We start from the raw sequence: 15,710 nt of genomic DNA on the forward strand, positions 1-15,710 counted from the left end.
TGGCGCCATGGCCGAAGCTGCTTTCCCGACCGATCCGGACGCCTGGCGACAGACCCACCTGGGCCGCCTGCTGGGCCATGCGATGCGCCGTTTCGACGAGCGCGTGCTGGAACTGATGGCGCACGACGTCGACGTGCCACTCGCCCTCTCGAACCTCGCCGCGCGCGCCCAGGTGAGCGCCGCGCACATCCACATCACCCGGCATCTCGCGCGCGAAGGTTCGCGTCTCACAGAACTGGCCGACCGTGCAGGCATGACCAAGCAGGCGATGGGTGCGCTCGTGGACCAGTGCGAAGCCTGGGGCCTGGTCACGCGCGGCCCCGATCCGCTCGATGCGCGGGCGCGGCGCGTGCTCTTCACGGCCGACGGCCTCGCCTGGCTCGACGCCTTCCGCAGCGCGGTGACTCAGGCCGAGCGCGAGTTCCGCAGCAGCGTCGGCGACGAGATCGCCACCGTGGTAACCATCGGTCTCGAAGCCTATACGGCGGGCTAGACTCGGCCGAGAGACAAAGTGAATGGCGCCGGCATGGCGCCCGAACCGGCCGGAGGTGGCTCATGCGAATACTGATTGCCGAAGACGACCAGGTGCTCGCCGATGCCCTGCTGCGGAGCCTGCGCACCTCGGGTGCGGCGGTCGACCACGTGGCCAACGGCTCGCAGGCCGACACCGCGCTCATGACCCACAGCGAGTTCGACCTGCTGATCCTCGACCTGGGCCTGCCCAGCCTGCACGGCATCGAGATCCTCAAGCGCCTGCGCGCCCGCGGCTCGCAACTGCCCGTGCTGGTGCTCACCGCCGCAGACAGCGTGGAAGAGCGCGTCAAGGGCCTGGACCACGGCGCCGACGACTACATGGCCAAGCCCTTCAGCCTGCAGGAACTCGAAGCGCGCGTGCGCGCCCTCACCCGCCGCGGCATGGGCGCCACCAGCAACGCGATCCGCCATGGCCCGCTGGTCTACGACCAAGCCGGCCGCGTGGCGACCATCGACGGCAAGATGATCGAACTCTCGGCCCGCGAACTCGGCCTGCTCGAAGTGCTGCTGCAGCGCGCCGGGCGGCTGGTGAGCAAGGACCAGCTGGTCGACCGTCTGTGCGAATGGGGCGAAGAGGTGAGCCTCAACGCGATCGAGGTCTACATCCACCGCCTGCGCAAGAAGATCGAGAAGGGCCCGGTGCGCATCGCGACGGTTCGCGGACTGGGTTATTGCCTCGAAAAGATCCAGTGACGATGGCGCAGCCGCCCCGCGTGCGCGGCATGCCGGAGGGCTCGGCCCGATGAAGCTCTTTCAGCGCGCCCAGCGTTCGCTCTTTGGCGAAATCCTCGACTGGATGCTCACGCCGCTCCTGCTGCTGGTGCCGGTGAGCATCGGCGTCACCTGGCTGGTGGCGCAGGGCATCGCCAACGCGCCCTTCGACCGCGCGCTCGAACACAACGTGAAGGCCCTGGCCGAATTGGTAACGGTGAAGGAAGGGCACACGCAGTTCGTGCTGTCCCAATCGGCGCGCGAGATCCTGCGGGCCGACGACACCGGCCACGTGTATTACCAACTGCTCGACGGCCACGACACGCTGCTCGGCGGCGAACGCGACCTTCCGATGCCGGGTCTCGACGAACCGCTGCCGCCCGGTCAGGTCTTCCTGCACAACAGTGCCCTGCACGGCAATGAGGTGCGCGTGGCCTCGCTGTGGATTCCCAGCGGCGTAGACGACGTGCCGCCCACGCTGCTGCAACTGGCCGAAACGCGCGAGAAGCAGTCGGTGCTCGCCCTCGAGATCATCAAGGGCGTGCTGCTGCCGCAGTTCGCGATCCTGCCGCTCGCGGTGCTCCTGATCTGGCTCGCGCTGGTGCGCGGGATCAAGCCGCTGTCGGTGGTGGAGGCGCGCATCCGCGAACGTCGGCCCGGCGACCTGAGTCCGCTCGACGAATCGTCGGTGCCGCTCGAAGTCGTGCCGCTGGTGTCGTCTGTCAACGAACTGCTGAACAAGCTCAACGACTCCATCGACACGCAAAAACGCTTTCTCGCCGACGCCGCGCACCAGCTCAAGACGCCGCTCGCGGGCCTTCGCATGCAGGCCGACCTCGCGCAGCGCGAAGGCGCCAATGCCGATGAACTGAAGCAGTCGCTCAAGCAGATCGGCCGCGCCAGCGTGCGCGCCACGCACACGGTGAATCAGCTGCTGTCGCTCGCGCGCGCCGAGGGCAACAGCGCCAACACGCACCGCCAGCCCTGCGACCTCGCGCGGCTCACCATCGAAGTGGTGCGCGAGGCCGTGCCGCGTGCCATCGAAAAGCGCATCGACATCGGCTACGACGGCGCGGAGGCCGGTGCGCCCGGCGTGATGTTCGACGGCAACCCGACGCTCTTGAAAGAGCTGGTGCGCAACCTCGTGGACAACGCGCTCAACTACACGCCCTCCACGCCCGAGCACCCCGGCGTGATCACCGCCCGCGTGCTGGCCGATCCGTTCGGCCATGTGCTGCTGCTGCAGGTGGAGGACAACGGACCCGGCATCGCCGAGTGCGACCGCGAGCTGGTGTTCGAGCCCTTCTACCGCGTGCTCGGCAACGAGGCCGACGGCTCGGGGCTGGGCCTGCCGATCGTGCGGGAGATCGCGAACCAGCACCGCGCACAGGTGAAGCTGGAAGACGCGCATCCCGGCAAGCATCCGCCAGGTGCGCGCTTCACAGTGCGTTTCGAAGGGGAGCATCTGCAGTGAGCGCGTCCGCCAAGGAGAGCAAAGCCATCGACGCGCTGCGCCGGCGTTTCAAGGCGATCCGCATCGACACCGACGTGTCGGACATGTTCGACTTCGGCGCCGACCTGCTGGCGCTTCAGTCGGCCGAGGCGCTGGCCTTCCACTACGAACTGCTGCGCGACACCGGCATGGACAGCGAGTTGTTCGACTGGCTTTGCCGCAAGTTCAGCGAACGCGGCGACGCAGCCGAAGACCATCTGCTCGCGTGTTTTGCAAAGGAGCACGACCCGACGATGCAGGCGACGGTGCTTCAGATGCTCGGCACCTTCAAGTACCGCAAGGGCCGGCGACTGAAGGAAACAGCGGCACTGGCGCGCGCCGCGCTCGCATCGCCCAACGAAGACCTGCGCTGCAAGGGCCTGTGGGTGATCGGCTGGCTCGGCGGCACGGCCGACGTCGCGAAGGTGGCACCCCTGCTCGCCAGCGACCCCATCGCTGCGAACCGCCAATGGGCCGCCAGTGCGCTGATGCAGATCGTGCTCAACCGCCGCAGCGCGGCGCCCAAGGCGCTCGAATGTTTGCGCACCGCCCTCGAGGCCGAGACCGATCCGGTGGCGCTTCGCGGCATCCTGGTCGCGGTGCAGGAAATTGCGGGCAAGAAGTTCGGCCTGAGTTCAAGTTCGCACGAGCAACCATCCGAAGAAAAGCTGCAGGCCGCGCTGACCAAGGCGCGCCGCATGTTCGCGCGCGCCGCCGCCTGATCCCCGTATCTCCAACTACGGCGCGGGCGCGCCCGCCTTCGCTTCCTTGCGCACCTGCACCCACTCGGGCTTGATCTGCCGAGACACCCGCTGCGGCTCGCGCTCGTTGAGGCTCGCCGGCGCCAGGCCGAAGCCCACCAGATCACCGCGTGCCCACAGGAAGTAGCCGGCGTTGGCCAGCAGCAGGACGATCAACGCCAGGCGCAGTTTCATGGGGATGATTTTCAGAACGCCATGCCGCGAGGGCGCACGCTCACTTCGTCGCTCGTGATGATCTGCAGGCCCGCGGCCGTGCGCACCTGCAGCTCGCCGCTCCAGGCCACGCCTTCGCAGACGCCTTCGGTGCCGTCGCTCAGCACCACCTCGCGGCCGCGCAGCACATCGCGCGCGGCAAAACGTTCGGCGAACTGCGCGAAGCCCTGCGCCTCGAAGGCGAGCACGTTGCGCACCAGCGGCTCGGCCAGTTCGCGCAGCACCTCGGGCGCGGCCGCGTCGGGGCGCCATTGGTGCAGCCATGCGGGCGGCGTGCGCATGCCGTCGGCTTCGCGCGCGCCGATGTTGATGCCGATGCCGATCACCACGAACCGCTGCGCACCGGGGCCGGCAGCATGCGGCAATGCGGTTTCGATGAGGATGCCGACCAGCTTGCTGTCGTTCACCCAGATGTCGTTGGGCCACTTGAGGCCGACCTTGTGTGCGCCCGTCGGATCGAGGCTTTCGGCCACGCTGACACCGACAGCGAGCGACAGGCCCGACCAGTCGGCCGGCGCAAGCGGCAGGCCCAGCGAGAACAGGAGCGAGGTCTGTGCCTGGCTCTGCGGTGCGCTCTGCCACACGCGACCGAGGCGCCCACGGCCTGCGGTCTGGCGCTCCGCCACCAGCAGCACCGGCTCGACGCGACCGGCGCGCGCACGGCGCATGAGCTCGGTGCTGGTGGAATCGATCTCGGCCACGGCCTCGACCGCGAAGCCTGGCAACAGCGGCGCGACCGACGCGACGATCCTGTCTTCCTGCCAGGCGCCCGTGCTGCTGCTCATGTCAGTCCTTCTTGGACTTCTTCTTTTCGGTTTGCTTCTCAGCCTTTTTGTCGGCTTTCTTCTCGGCCTTCCTGGCCTCTTTTTTCTTCTCTTCTTTCTTCTCGGCCTTTTTCTTTTCGGCCTTCTTCTTGGCTTTCTTCTTCTTTTTCTTTTCTTCGTCCTCATCCTTGGGTGTCAGCAGCGTGCCGCGGCACTGTTCGGAGCCGCACCAGCAAGGAAATTCGGACAAGAGCTTCGGCGTGTACGGCTCGTCGATGATCAGGCCGTAGTCGTAATTGAGCTCTTCTCCTGCAGCGATGTTGCGCAGTGCCTTGATATAAACGCGCCCATCGACTTCGTCGGCCTCGCAGTTCGGCTCGCACGAGTGGTTGATCCAGCGGGCGTCGTTGCCCTTGACGTTGCCGTCGATCACGCGACCGTCGTCGATGTGGAAGTAGAAGGTGTGATTCGGCTGGGCCGGGTCGTGCGGATGGCGGCGCAGCGCCTCTTTCCAGTTGATGACCTCGCCCTTGTATTCGATCAGCGTCTCGCCTTCGGCCAGGTCGTCCACCGCGAACACGCCGTTGCCATGGACATCCGAGCGCCGCATCTGGATGCGGCGGCCGGCGAGTTGTGGGGATTTGGAAGGCATCGCCGAAGTCTGTTAGTTTGAATATGCACACACATGCGCGTGTGCGCGTGCACACACGCGGGAAGCCGCAGAGTATAGAGAGCCCTTAGATGACAAAGACGTTGGTAATCGCAGAAAAGCCATCGGTGGCACAGGACATCGTCCGCGCCCTCACGCCGGTGGCCGGCAAATTCGACAAACATGACGAGCATTTCGAGAACGACAGCTATGTCGTGACCAGCGCTGTCGGTCACCTGGTCGAGATCCAGGCGCCCGAGGAGTTCGACGTCAAGCGCGGCAAGTGGAGCTTTGCCAACCTGCCCGTGATCCCGCCGCACTTCGACCTGAAGCCGGTCGACAAGACCAAGACGCGGCTGAACGCCGTGGTCAAGCAGGCCAAGCGCAAGGACGTGACGCAGCTCATCAACGCCTGCGACGCGGGCCGTGAGGGCGAACTGATCTTCCGCCTCATCGAGCAGTACGCCGGCGGCAAGAGTCCGCTGGGCAAGCCGGTCAAGCGCCTGTGGCTGCAGTCGATGACGCCGCAGGCGATTCGCGACGGCTTCGATGCGCTGCGCACCGAAAAGCAGATGCAGGGCCTGGCCGACGCGGCGCGCTCGCGCTCCGAGGCCGACTGGCTGGTGGGCATCAACGGCACGCGCGCGATGACCGCATTCAATTCGCGCGACGGCGGCTTCTTTCTCACGACCGTGGGCCGCGTGCAGACGCCGACGCTGTCGGTCGTCGTGGAGCGCGAAGAACAGATCCGCAAGTTCGTCTCGCGCGACTACTGGGAAATCCACGGCAGCTTCGCGGCCGAGGCCGGCCAGTACCCGGGCAAGTGGTTCAACCCCGACTGGAAGAAAGCGAACGCGCCGCTGCTGGCCAACGGTGAACCCGATGCCGAGCAGCGCGCCGACCGCGTGTGGACCGAGCAGGAAGCCCGCGCCATCGCCGACGCCTCGCGCGGCAAGCCCGCCACGGTCACCGAAGAGAGCAAGCCCACCACGCAGGCCTCGCCCGCGCTGTTCGACCTGACTTCGCTGCAGCGCGAGGCCAACGGCCGCTTCGGCTTCAGCGCCAAGACCACGCTCGCGCTGGCCCAGAGCCTGTACGAACGCCACAAGGCGCTGACGTATCCGCGTACCGATTCGCGCGCGCTGCCGGAAGACTATCTGCCGGTGGTCAAGGACACCATGGAGATGCTCGCCAACAGCGGCATGAAGCACCTGGCGCCGTTCGCCAAGCAGGCGGTCGACGGCAACTACGTCAAGCCCAACAAGCGCATCTTCGACAACGCCAAGGTGTCGGATCACTTCGCCATCATCCCGACGCTGCAGGCCCCGAGCGGCCTGAGCGAGGCCGAGCAGAAGCTGTATGACTTCGTGGTGCGGCGCTTTCTCTCGGTGTTCTTCCCGAGCGCCGAGCACCAGGTGACCACGCGCATCAGCACGGTGGAGCAGGGCGGCAAGAAGTACCCGTTCCGCACCGACGGCAAGGTGCTGGTCAAGCCGGGTTGGCTCGCCATCTACGGCAAGGAAGCGCAGGACGACGAGAAGGAAGACGACAAGGACGGCAAGCGCCTCGTGCCGGTGAAGCCGGGCGAGATCGTGCAGAACGAGTCGGCCGACCTCAAGGGCCTGAAGACGCGCCCGCCCGCACGCTATTCGGAAGCCACGCTGCTGGGCGCCATGGAAGGCGCCGGCAAGACCATCGACGACGACGAGCTGCGCGAGGCCATGCAGGAGAAGGGCTTGGGCACGCCAGCCACGCGTGCGGCCACCATCGAAGGCCTGATCGCCGAGAAGTACATGCTGCGCGAAGGCCGCGAACTCATTCCGACCGCGAAGGCCTTCCAGCTCATGACGCTGCTGCGCGGCCTGGGCGTGGAAGAACTCTCCAAGGCCGAGCTCACCGGCGAGTGGGAATACAAGCTCGCGCAGATGGAGAAGGGCGCCCTGAGCCGCGACGCCTTCATGCGCGAGATCGCCCAGATGACGGAGCACATCGTCAAGAAGGCCAAGGAGTACGACCGCGACACCGTGCCGGGCGACTACGCCACGCTCGCGACGCCGTGCCCCAACTGCGGCGGCATCGTGCGCGAAAACTACCGCCGCTACGGCTGCGTGGGCAAGAGCGGCACGGGCGAGGACGCCTGCGGCTTCTCGTTCGGCAAGTCGCCGGCCGGCCGCACCTTCGAGGTGGCCGAGGCCGAGGCGCTGCTGGCCAACAAGCACATCGGCCCGCTGGAGGGCTTCCGCTCCAAGGCGGGCTGGCCTTTCACCGCCGAGATCATCCTCAAGTACGACGAGGAAGAATCGAAGAACTGGAAGCTGGAGTTCGACTTCGGCGACGACAAGAACGGCGACACCGGCGAGATCGTCGACTTCAGCGAGCAGGACACCGTGGGCCCGTGCCCGGTGTGCGGCGCGCCGGTGTTCGAGCACGGCAGCAACTACGTCTGCGAGAAGTCGGTGCCGACCAACGCGCAGCCGACACCCAGCTGCACCTTCAAGACCGGCAAGATCATCCTGCAGCAGCCGGTGGAGCGCGCGCAGATGGAAAAGCTGCTCGCCACCGGCAAGACCGACCTGCTCGACAAGTTCGTGAGCATGCGCACCCGCCGCGCCTTCAAGGCCTTCCTCACCTGGAACGCCGAAGAAGGCAAGGTGACCTTCGAATTCGCGCCGCGCGAAGGCGGCAGCAAATTCCCGCCGCGCAAGACCTTCGGCAAGCCGGCCGCCAAGACCGCGGCTGCGAAGAAGGTGGCGGCGAAGAAGACGCCCGCGGCCAAGAAGGCACCGGCCGCGAAGAAGGCCCCCGCGCCGCGCAAGCCCGGCGCGGGTCTGAAGCCCAGCGACTCGCTGGCCGCTGTGATCGGCGCCGAACCGGTGGCGCGCACCGAGGTCATCAAGAAGCTGTGGGACTACATCAAGGCCAACGGCCTGCAGGACGCGACCAACAAGCGCGCGATCAACGCCGACGCGAAGTTGAAGCCCGTGTTCGGCAAGGACCAGGTGACGATGTTCGAACTCGCGGGCATCGTGGGCAAGCACCTCTCGGCGCCCGACGCGGCCTGACGACACATGCGGCGGCGCGGCCTTCGCCCAGGCCGCCGCGTGGCCTGACAGGCCCATCAAGCTGGTCGTGCCTTTCCCGCCAGGGCAGGCCACCGAGATCGGCCTCTGGGGCGCGGCCCGTCAAGGCATCGGGCGCCAAGCCCGAATAACGGGGTGGACAAGCGCCCGGTGGCGGGTGGGTTGTTACAAGGCCGGTCGGGACGCGCGCCTATAGTGGTCCGCAGTCCCACCCATTCCTGGAGTTTTCCGTGAAGTCATTCATTGCAGCTGTGTTCGCCCTCGCGATGGGCGCCTTGGTGGCGGGCTGCGCCGGCACCGGTTCTGCGGGGCCGACCAGCGGCGCCTCGAGTACCTCGTCCAGCAGCGGCGTCACGGTGTTCGGCACCATCGACGCCAGCGTCAGCGGCAGTTCGAACCGCTCCGACCGCCGCTGATCCTTCTTCTTCAGCGCCGCAGCAACGCCTGCCGCAGCACCCGCGCCGCGCGGTCGCGGATCTTGCCGGAGCCCGAACGCGGCGGCGTCTTCGGCGCGACCTTGGCGGTCGCGCAGGCCCACAGGAAGTCATGCAGGATCGGCGTGTCGTCGACCGTCTCGGTGCTGCCGTACTTGTGGAACTCGGGGTGCCACTGGGTCGCGGCGATGTAGCTGCGGCCCTTGTCCGGCCGGCGGCGGATCGCCTCGGGCACCCGGTCGGGCAGACTCCAGGCCTCGATCTCGAAACCCGGCGCGAGCCCCTTGATGCCCTGGTGGTGGATGCTGTTGACGCGCGCCGTTTCCACCTGCGGATAGAGCTTCGAAAGACGCGTGCCCTGCACGATCTCGATCTGGTGGAAGTTCTGGTCGTAGGTCACCGGATCGCGGTGGCGCAGGCCCCCTTCGTGCTGCGCCTCGATGTCTTGGTAGAGCGTGCCGCCGAAGGCCACGTTGATGAGCTGCAGCCCGCGGCACACGCCGAAGATGGGCTTGCCGGCCTGCTCGAAGGCTTCGACCAATGCCAGGTCGTAGAGATCGCGGATCTGGTCGCCGATCCACGCGTCCTTGAGCGGCACCTCGCCGTAGCTGCCGGGCCAGACGTCGGCGCCGCCGTGCATCACCACGCCGTCGAGCCATTCGGCGTAGTGCGAGAGCTTGGTGTCGCCGCGTGCGGTTTCGCCGGTGGGGCAGGGGACCATCACGACCATCGCGCCGGCCGACATGAGCCAGTGCGCGATCGATTGCTCGACGTACTGCAGCGTCTTGTTGGTGAAGAGCGAGCGGGCCGGGTCGGCGTGCGAGAAGCAGGCGGACAGGCCGATCTTGAGCCGGGCGGAAACGGGTTGCGTCATCGCGGGACTGTCAGCGCGAACTGATCGGGAGGTGCGGAAAGGAAAGTCCATTGTGGCTCGTTGGCCTCTCGCACGGGGTCGGACGACACGCCAAGTATGCTTTCAACGCCGCCACGACGCATAAGGAAGACAAGCCATGAAAACCATCAAGGGCCCCGCCATATTCCTGGCCCAGTTCGCGGGAGACACCGCCCCTTTCAACACGCTCGACGGCATCGCCGGCTGGGCCGCGGGCCTCGGCTACAAGGGCGTGCAAATTCCGAGCTGGGACGCGCGCCTGTTCGACCTCCAGAAGGCCGCCGAGAGCAAGACCTACTGCGATGAAGTAAAGGGCACGCTCGCAAAACACGGGCTGGAGATCACCGAGCTTTCGACCCACCTCCAGGGCCAGCTGGTCGCGGTGCACCCGGCCTACGACGCGGGCTTCGACGGCTTCGCGGCGCCCGAGGTGCGCGGCGATCCGGTCAGGCGCCAGCAGTGGGCCGTGCAGCAGCTGCACTTGGCAGCGAAGGCGTCGGCCAACCTCGGACTCACGGCGCACGCGACTTTCTCGGGCGCGCTGGCGTGGCCGTATCTTTATTCGTGGCCGCCGCGCCCGCCAGGGCTCATCGAGGAAGCCTTCGACGAGCTCGCGCGCCGCTGGCGCCCGATCCTCGACGCCTTCGACGCCGCGGGCGTGGACGTGGGCTACGAAATCCACCCCGGCGAAGACCTGCACGACGGCGTGAGCTACGAGATGTTTTTGGAGCGCGTGGGCAACCACCCGCGCGCCTGCCTGCTGTACGACCCGAGCCACTTCATGCTGCAGCAGCTCGACTACCTGGCGTACATCGACCACTACCACGAGCGCATCAAGATCTTTCACGTGAAGGACGCCGAGTTCAACCCGACCGGCAAGCAAGGCGTGTACGGCGGCTTTCAGAGCTGGATCAACCGGGCCGGTCGCTTCCGCTCGCTGGGCGATGGGCAGGTGAACTTCAAGGCGATCTTCTCGAAGATGGCGCAGTACGACTTTCCGGGTTGGGCGGTGCTCGAATGGGAGTGCTGCATCAAGCATCCGGAAGACGGTGCGCGCGAAGGTGCGGCCTTCATCGCCGACCACATCATCCGCGTGGCCGACCGGGCCTTCGACGACTTCGCTGCGGGCGGTGTGGACGTGGCGTCGAACCGGAAGATGCTCGGACTGGGCTGAATCTCTAGCTCAGCGGTGCAGGGGGCATCCGTTGCGTTCGCTGCGGTAGTTCGACGAGGCGGCGTACGCGGCCTTGCGCGCACGCATCACTTGGCCCAGCGGCCGGTGCGCGGCCAGCGCGTGCCAGGGGTTGAAGGCCATGCCGTCGTCGATCTCGCGCGCGAGGTCATCGCTCCAGCCGGCCTGCGGGCCGACGGTGATGCGCGCCACGGGTACGAAGGGGCTCAGGTCCTGCGGCCATTCGATCGAGGCGTCTTCGACGGGCATGCGCTCCAAATCCACGCACAGCTGCACGCGCAGTTCCCATTCGGCGGACTGCTGTCGCACGAAATCCGCGACCGCTTCGCGCGTGCCGTCCGGCTTGCCGTCGAGGTCGATGGGTTGGCCCTCGAGCGCGACGAGATTGGGCGAGACCGGCGCCAACTGCAGCTTGGCGATGTAGTTGCCGTAGCGGATCGGCACCTGCGTGAAGAAGGTGGCGCCCAGCGGATGCACCTCCGGGTGGCCGCCCATCGCGATGAGCGTTCCGCTCTGGCCGCCGGCCGCCTCGAAGGCCTTCTCCACGCCCTGCAGCACGCTCGAGAGCACGCGCTTGGCGTTGGGTGCCTTGTCGGTGGTGCCGGCGAGCAGCTTCAGGCTCTTGAGGAAACCCTTGGCGTCGGGCGCGGGAAACACGGGTCCGTCGACGAACAGGAAATCCTGCGTGGTGTGGGCCTCCGAGCCTTCCACGCGCTCGCCTTCGACATCCATCACCTTGAGCGCCATGCCGCGCGGCAGCGAGACGCGGTCGTCCAGCATTTCGGCGGGCGGCGTGGAGAGGCGCATGACGACTTGATGGCTGCCTGGCGCAGCGAAAAGGCCCTGCGCCAGCGGCTCGGGCAGGCCGCCCTGCACGCGCAGTTCGCCGCGCAGCAGGCCGTGGCTCTTGGCATGCACGCTGCGCGCCGCGTGGCCGGTGTGATCCGCCATGGTCCTGGACATACCGAGCAGCGTGGCGACGAGTTCGGATTGGGTCTGGAGTTCGTCGTCGGCCACCGTCTCCACGGACGGTTCGAAGCGCACGGGCGCGGTAGTGGAAAGCGTGGCGGTGTTCATCGGCGGTCTTTCTTCTGCGTGGGACTTGCGCCCACGATCCAGCGCACCCGCAAGGCGCCGTGTAGGAGCGCAGCGCCAATGCGTGCGCGCGAAGGGGGCCGCTCAGAGCAGCGGGGCGAGGCGGCGGATCGCGCCGTCGATCTGCGATTCGTCGATGAGGCCGTAGCCGAAGGCGAGGCCGTTGGGTACATCGGGCGCCTGCGGGTCGAGTGCAAAGCGCGAGAGCGGCGGCAGCGTGATGCCTGCCGCGGCGGCGCGTTCGACCACGGCGTGGTCGCGGGTGTCGGTGCGCAGCCAGGCCGACAGGTGCAGGCCCGCATCGGACGGGATCACCTCGAGCCGTCCCGCTGTGTGCTTCGCCAACGCCTCAAGCAGCGCGGTGCGCCGCGCGCCGTAGACCTTGCGCATCTTGCGGATGTGGCGCGCGAGGTGCCCTTCGGCAATGAAGGCGGCCAGCGCCTCTTGGCCGAGCACCGGCCCATGCCAGTCGGCCAGCTCGCGCGCCCGCACCAGCGCCGCGCGTGCCCACGGCGGCGCGACCACGAAGCCCAGGCGCAGCGCGGGGAACAGGCTCTTGGAGAAAGTGCCGACGTAGCAGACTGACTCGGCGCGGTCGAGCGTCTGCAGCGCGTCGAGCGGGCGGCCGGCGAAGCGGAATTCGCTGTCGTAGTCGTCCTCGATGACGACCGCGTTGCGCGCCCGGGCAAAGGCCAGCAGCGCCGCGCGGCGCTGCGGCGACATCGCGACGCCGGTCGGGAACTGGTGCGAGGGCGTCACGCAGATCACGCGCGCCTCGGGTGGCAGCCGATCGACGCACAGGCCCTTGACGTCGGTCGGCACGGTGACCACCTTCGCGCCTGCGGCCGTCATGGCCTCGCGCAGCGAGGGATAGAAAAGCTGCTCGACAGCGACCACGGTGCGGCCCGGCACGACGAGGATGCGCGCGAGCAATCCGAATGCCTGCTGCGCGCCGGCGGTGACGACGATGTCGTCGGCCGTGCAGCCGACCGCGCGGGTGAACGACACGTGCTTGGCGATGGCCTCGCGCAGCGCGGCCTGACCCTGCGGCTCGGCGTAGTCGGCGGGCTCGCGCGCGATGCGGCGCAGCGCGCGATCGGACAGGCGGCGCCAGATGTCGAACGGGAAGGCGCTGGTGTCGGGCAAGCCGACGCGGAAATCGTCGCGCGCGCGTTGGGGCTGCAGCGTGGGCGCGAGGTCGGCGCCCGGCACGTTCAGCGGCACCAGGCGCGGGTCGCGTCGCACGGATGCGCTCTTGGAAATGCGACCGCGGCGCGACTGGGGCAGCGTGTCGGCCACATAGGTGCCGGCGCCGGGGCGCGCAAGCAGGTAGCCCTCGCTCAGCAGCAAGTCGTACGCCGCGAGCATGGTGTTGCGCGACACGCCCAGCCGCCCGGCAAGCGCGCGCGTGGCGGGCAGGCGCGCACCGGGCTGCAGCCGGCCGTCGAGGATGGCGTCGCGCAGCTGCCGGTGCACCTCGCGCAGCAGGTCGCGCGAGCCTGCGCCCGGCAGACGGATGGCGAGTTCAAAAAGTGGCTCCATGAAGTTCGCAGATTGTGGTTCTTTTGAAGAGCCAATCGCAAGCCTATTCTGAAGGCCTCAGAACGCTCACCGGAGTCTCGCCATGAACACCGAACCCGTCGCCAGCCCACAAGCGCAACCTGCCGAACGCCTGCCTGAACGCCTGCCTGTGGGCCTGGCGTGGCTCGCGCTCGGCGCCTTTGCCATCGGCACCGAAAGCTTCATGGTCGCGGGACTGCTGCCGGTGCTGGCGGCCGACCTGCAGGTGAGCGCCACGCGCGCCGGGCAGTTGGTGCTGCTGTTCGCGCTGAGCTACGCGATCGGCTCGCCGCTGATGGCCGCGCTGTTCGCGCGCTTTGGCCGGCGCCCGTTGCTGATTGCCAGCCTTGGGGCGTTTTCGGGCCTCACGCTGGCGGCGTCGATGGCGCACGGCTTCGCGCAACTGGCGCTGGCGCGGGTCGCGCTGGGGTTGGTGGCCGGCGTGTTCTTGCCGACCGCGAGCGCGGTGGCGGCATCGATGGTGTCGCCCGCGCTGCGCGGCCGGGCGCTCGCCATCGTGTCGGGCGGCGGCACGGTGGCGGTCGCGCTCGGCGTGCCGCTGGGCGCGTGGATCGCCGGTTGGGGCGGCTGGCGCACGGCCTACCTGCTGATCGCCGCGGTGGCGGCACTGGCCACCTGGGGCCTGCCCGCCGGTTTGCCGCGCGGGCTGGCGTCGGCACCGGCCGCTGCCGCGCGCACGCCGTCGTTCTCGGTGGCACGCGAACCCGGCGTGCTGCCGGCACTGCTGACCACCATGCTGTGGGCGACGGGCGGCTTCAGCTTCTATACGTACATCGCGCCGTTCCTGTCCGGCACGCTGGATTTCGGCGTCGAGGGCGTGAGCGCGGTGTTCTTCGCGATCGGCATCGCGGCAGCCATTGGCACCGCGGCCGGCGGCTGGGCGACCGACCGCTTCGGCGCCGATCGCATGGCGCAGGGCTTCGCGCTGATGCTGGTGGTGATCCTGGGCGGCCTGTCGTTCTCCGCGCAGATGCTGCCGCGCGAACTGGCGCTGCCGCTGATCGTCGGGCTGTCGGCGCTCTGGGGCTTTGCGGGCTGGGGCTTCGGCCCGGCGCAGGCGGTGCGGCTGATCCGTCTCGCACCGGAGCGCGCGCCGATGACGCTGTCGCTCAACGCCTCGGCGGTCTACCTCGGGATCGCGGCCGGATCGGGGCTGGGCGGCGTGGTGATCGAGTGGGTCGGCGTAAGTGCCGTGGGCTGGGCCGGCGCGGTTTGCCAACTCGCGGGATTGGGCTTGATGTTGCGCGCTGCCCACAAGTCGCGGACTGCGCTTTCCTCGCCGACATCGCCGCTGGCCGCCTGATTGCAGCGAGTTTCGCTATATTTTCAATAGCAAACTTCGCAAGAGCGACCGTCCTTCTCGGGGCCATTGAGGCTCCGCTTGCTTTGAAGGTGAGCAACTGTCATGCCCGTCAAGCTATAATGGCGGGTTCGTTTCGATACCACGACGAAGCACTTCGTCAAATTGCCGGCTGACCTGCAACTATCCCTTGGATTTTTCAGGCCCCCACACTTTCAGCCGGCTTCACAGTGTGTTGGAGCGCCAGACCGGGCGCCCATGATTGCCACCACTGCCTTCGTTCTTGTTGAAGCGAATAGCGCGTCCGCCGCGCCATTCCGGCCGGCCCACGCCCGTTTTCAATTATTTTTCAGGCACTTCGCGTTCAACATTCGCGCGCTGTGCCAAGGCTTCATGGACATCATTCAACACAGTATCGCGGTGGGCAAGTACCTTGTTTCTCCGCTCATTCGACACCAGGACGACGGCAATTTCGCCGCCTCCGTCTCGATCCGCTCCGGCCACGGCAGCGGCATGCACGACCGCGTGATGCGTTTCACGCCGCGTTTTGCGAGCCACGCCGCCGCCGTCGGCTATGCCATCGACCAAGGCCTGGGCTGGGTGCGCGAGCGCAACGCGCCGCTCGCCTTGCCGTGCGCAGGCTGAAACAATCACGCCCATCTTCATATCCAACACACATCGAACGAGATTCAGAGGTAACCAAGCATGCCCAAGGAAGAACTGATCGAAATGAACGGCGCAGTGACCGAAGTCCTGCCCGACTCGCGCTACCGCGTCACGCTGGACAACGGCCATCAGCTGATCGCCTACAGCGGCGGCAAGATGCGCAAGCACCACATCCGCATCCTGGCGGGTGACAAGGTGTCGCTCGAGCTCTCGCCCTACGACCTGACCAAGGGTCGCATCACCTTCCGTCACCTGGAACGTCGCGGCCCGCCGCCGACCTCCGGCGGCAACAACTCTCCCCGCCGCTGATCCGCGACGGACATGAGGCCTTGCGGCACCCCGCGAA

At 67.6% G+C, this 15,710-nt stretch carries 16 protein-coding genes; 10 read left to right on the forward strand and 6 right to left on the reverse strand.

What is annotated here, in order from left to right:
* Positions 1 to 7 precede the first annotated feature (7 nt).
* The 4 genes from QFZ83_RS28150 (at position 8) to QFZ83_RS28165 (ending at position 3,459) form a co-directional block, all read left to right on the forward strand.
* Positions 8 to 493, forward strand: coding sequence for a MarR family winged helix-turn-helix transcriptional regulator (locus QFZ83_RS28150; RefSeq protein ID WP_307511675.1), 486 nt, complete (start codon positions 8 to 10; stop codon positions 491 to 493).
* A 62-nt stretch (positions 494 to 555) separates the two neighbouring features.
* Positions 556 to 1,227 (forward strand): response regulator transcription factor, encoded by a 672-nt coding sequence (locus tag QFZ83_RS28155; protein ID WP_176661219.1) that lies wholly within the window; start codon positions 556 to 558, stop codon positions 1,225 to 1,227.
* Between the two features lie 49 nt (positions 1,228 to 1,276).
* Complete coding sequence (locus QFZ83_RS28160; protein WP_307511676.1) at positions 1,277 to 2,719, forward strand: sensor histidine kinase; 1,443 nt, start codon at positions 1,277 to 1,279, stop codon at positions 2,717 to 2,719.
* Positions 2,716 to 3,459: a HEAT repeat domain-containing protein gene (locus QFZ83_RS28165; protein WP_307511677.1), complete on the forward strand. Its 744-nt coding sequence runs from the start codon at positions 2,716 to 2,718 to the stop codon at positions 3,457 to 3,459. Before QFZ83_RS28160 ends, QFZ83_RS28165 begins: the two co-directional genes overlap by 4 nt.
* A 15-nt stretch (positions 3,460 to 3,474) precedes the next feature.
* Here the strand turns inward: QFZ83_RS28165 and QFZ83_RS28170 are convergent, their stop codons facing one another.
* From QFZ83_RS28170 to QFZ83_RS28180, 3 genes are read right to left on the reverse strand one after another with little or no spacing between them, the layout of a single operon-like run.
* Complete coding sequence (locus QFZ83_RS28170) at positions 3,475 to 3,672, reverse strand: hypothetical protein (protein ID WP_013544271.1); 198 nt, start codon at positions 3,670 to 3,672, stop codon at positions 3,475 to 3,477.
* A gap of 11 nt (positions 3,673 to 3,683) precedes the next feature.
* The gene (locus tag QFZ83_RS28175; RefSeq protein WP_307511678.1) at positions 3,684 to 4,496 is read right to left on the reverse strand and encodes a biotin--[acetyl-CoA-carboxylase] ligase; all 813 of its coding nucleotides are present in this window, start codon (positions 4,494 to 4,496) and stop codon (positions 3,684 to 3,686) included.
* 1 nt (position 4,497) lies between these two features.
* Complete coding sequence (locus QFZ83_RS28180; RefSeq protein WP_306881254.1) at positions 4,498 to 5,127, reverse strand: SET domain-containing protein; 630 nt, start codon at positions 5,125 to 5,127, stop codon at positions 4,498 to 4,500.
* 89 nt (positions 5,128 to 5,216) lie between these two features.
* Between QFZ83_RS28180 and QFZ83_RS28185 the strand changes: the two genes are divergently transcribed.
* The gene (locus QFZ83_RS28185) at positions 5,217 to 8,186 is read left to right on the forward strand and encodes a DNA topoisomerase III (RefSeq protein WP_307511680.1); all 2,970 of its coding nucleotides are present in this window, start codon (positions 5,217 to 5,219) and stop codon (positions 8,184 to 8,186) included.
* Positions 8,187 to 8,434: 248 nt separating this feature from the next.
* Positions 8,435 to 8,620, forward strand: a complete 186-nt coding sequence (locus tag QFZ83_RS28190) for a hypothetical protein (protein WP_307511682.1) — start codon at positions 8,435 to 8,437, stop codon at positions 8,618 to 8,620.
* A gap of 10 nt (positions 8,621 to 8,630) precedes the next feature.
* Here the strand turns inward: QFZ83_RS28190 and QFZ83_RS28195 are convergent, their stop codons facing one another.
* Positions 8,631 to 9,512: a gamma-glutamyl-gamma-aminobutyrate hydrolase family protein gene (locus QFZ83_RS28195; RefSeq protein WP_306881257.1), complete on the reverse strand. Its 882-nt coding sequence runs from the start codon at positions 9,510 to 9,512 to the stop codon at positions 8,631 to 8,633.
* A gap of 136 nt (positions 9,513 to 9,648) precedes the next feature.
* On the opposite strand from QFZ83_RS28195, the gene QFZ83_RS28200 reads away from it, so the two are divergent.
* On the forward strand, positions 9,649 to 10,704 hold the full coding sequence (locus tag QFZ83_RS28200) for a sugar phosphate isomerase/epimerase (protein ID WP_307511684.1): 1,056 nt from the start codon (positions 9,649 to 9,651) through the stop codon (positions 10,702 to 10,704).
* Positions 10,705 to 10,713: 9 nt separating this feature from the next.
* Here the strand turns inward: QFZ83_RS28200 and QFZ83_RS28205 are convergent, their stop codons facing one another.
* Together QFZ83_RS28205 and QFZ83_RS28210 are read right to left on the reverse strand one after the other, a co-directional pair.
* A complete protein-coding gene (locus tag QFZ83_RS28205) occupies positions 10,714 to 11,799 on the reverse strand; it encodes a catalase family protein (RefSeq protein ID WP_307511686.1) in 1,086 nt (361 codons plus the stop codon).
* Between the two features lie 102 nt (positions 11,800 to 11,901).
* Positions 11,902 to 13,359, reverse strand: a complete 1,458-nt coding sequence (locus tag QFZ83_RS28210; protein ID WP_307511688.1) for a PLP-dependent aminotransferase family protein — start codon at positions 13,357 to 13,359, stop codon at positions 11,902 to 11,904.
* A gap of 82 nt (positions 13,360 to 13,441) precedes the next feature.
* On the opposite strand from QFZ83_RS28210, the gene QFZ83_RS28215 reads away from it, so the two are divergent.
* The 3 genes from QFZ83_RS28215 (at position 13,442) to infA (ending at position 15,673) form a co-directional block, all read left to right on the forward strand.
* Positions 13,442 to 14,701 carry an MFS transporter gene (locus tag QFZ83_RS28215; protein WP_307511689.1) on the forward strand — a complete coding sequence of 420 codons (1,260 nt, stop codon included), beginning with the start codon at positions 13,442 to 13,444 and terminating at the stop codon, positions 14,699 to 14,701.
* A 390-nt stretch (positions 14,702 to 15,091) separates the two neighbouring features.
* A complete protein-coding gene (locus tag QFZ83_RS28220; protein WP_257863292.1) occupies positions 15,092 to 15,343 on the forward strand; it encodes a hypothetical protein in 252 nt (83 codons plus the stop codon).
* Between the two features lie 60 nt (positions 15,344 to 15,403).
* On the forward strand, positions 15,404 to 15,673 hold the full coding sequence (infA, locus tag QFZ83_RS28225) for a translation initiation factor IF-1 (RefSeq protein WP_013544282.1): 270 nt from the start codon (positions 15,404 to 15,406) through the stop codon (positions 15,671 to 15,673).
* The last annotated feature ends 37 nt before the right edge of the window (positions 15,674 to 15,710 follow it).

Origin of the sequence: Variovorax sp. W1I1, assembly GCF_030815625.1 — a bacterium.
GTDB lineage: Bacteria > Pseudomonadota > Gammaproteobacteria > Burkholderiales > Burkholderiaceae_C > Variovorax > Variovorax paradoxus_C.

Bases quoted from the DNA above. Each gene is read 5' to 3' on its own strand.
- QFZ83_RS28175 (WP_307511678.1), bottom strand. From the start codon at position 4,496: ATGAGCAGCAGCACGGGCGCCTGGCAGGAAGACAGGATCGTCGCGTCG.
- QFZ83_RS28200 (WP_307511684.1), top strand. From the start codon at position 9,649: ATGAAAACCATCAAGGGCCCCGCCATATTCCTGGCCCAGTTCGCGGGA.
- QFZ83_RS28155 (WP_176661219.1), top strand. From the start codon at position 556: ATGCGAATACTGATTGCCGAAGACGACCAGGTGCTCGCCGATGCCCTG.
- QFZ83_RS28150 (WP_307511675.1), top strand. From the start codon at position 8: ATGGCCGAAGCTGCTTTCCCGACCGATCCGGACGCCTGGCGACAGACC.
- QFZ83_RS28195 (WP_306881257.1), bottom strand. From the start codon at position 9,512: ATGACGCAACCCGTTTCCGCCCGGCTCAAGATCGGCCTGTCCGCCTGC.
- QFZ83_RS28180 (WP_306881254.1), bottom strand. From the start codon at position 5,127: ATGCCTTCCAAATCCCCACAACTCGCCGGCCGCCGCATCCAGATGCGG.
- QFZ83_RS28215 (WP_307511689.1), top strand. From the start codon at position 13,442: ATGAACACCGAACCCGTCGCCAGCCCACAAGCGCAACCTGCCGAACGC.
- QFZ83_RS28220 (WP_257863292.1), top strand. From the start codon at position 15,092: ATGGACATCATTCAACACAGTATCGCGGTGGGCAAGTACCTTGTTTCT.
- QFZ83_RS28170 (WP_013544271.1), bottom strand. From the start codon at position 3,672: ATGAAACTGCGCCTGGCGTTGATCGTCCTGCTGCTGGCCAACGCCGGC.
- QFZ83_RS28160 (WP_307511676.1), top strand. From the start codon at position 1,277: ATGAAGCTCTTTCAGCGCGCCCAGCGTTCGCTCTTTGGCGAAATCCTC.
- QFZ83_RS28210 (WP_307511688.1), bottom strand. From the start codon at position 13,359: ATGGAGCCACTTTTTGAACTCGCCATCCGTCTGCCGGGCGCAGGCTCG.
- QFZ83_RS28185 (WP_307511680.1), top strand. From the start codon at position 5,217: ATGACAAAGACGTTGGTAATCGCAGAAAAGCCATCGGTGGCACAGGAC.
- QFZ83_RS28205 (WP_307511686.1), bottom strand. From the start codon at position 11,799: ATGAACACCGCCACGCTTTCCACTACCGCGCCCGTGCGCTTCGAACCG.
- infA (WP_013544282.1), top strand. From the start codon at position 15,404: ATGCCCAAGGAAGAACTGATCGAAATGAACGGCGCAGTGACCGAAGTC.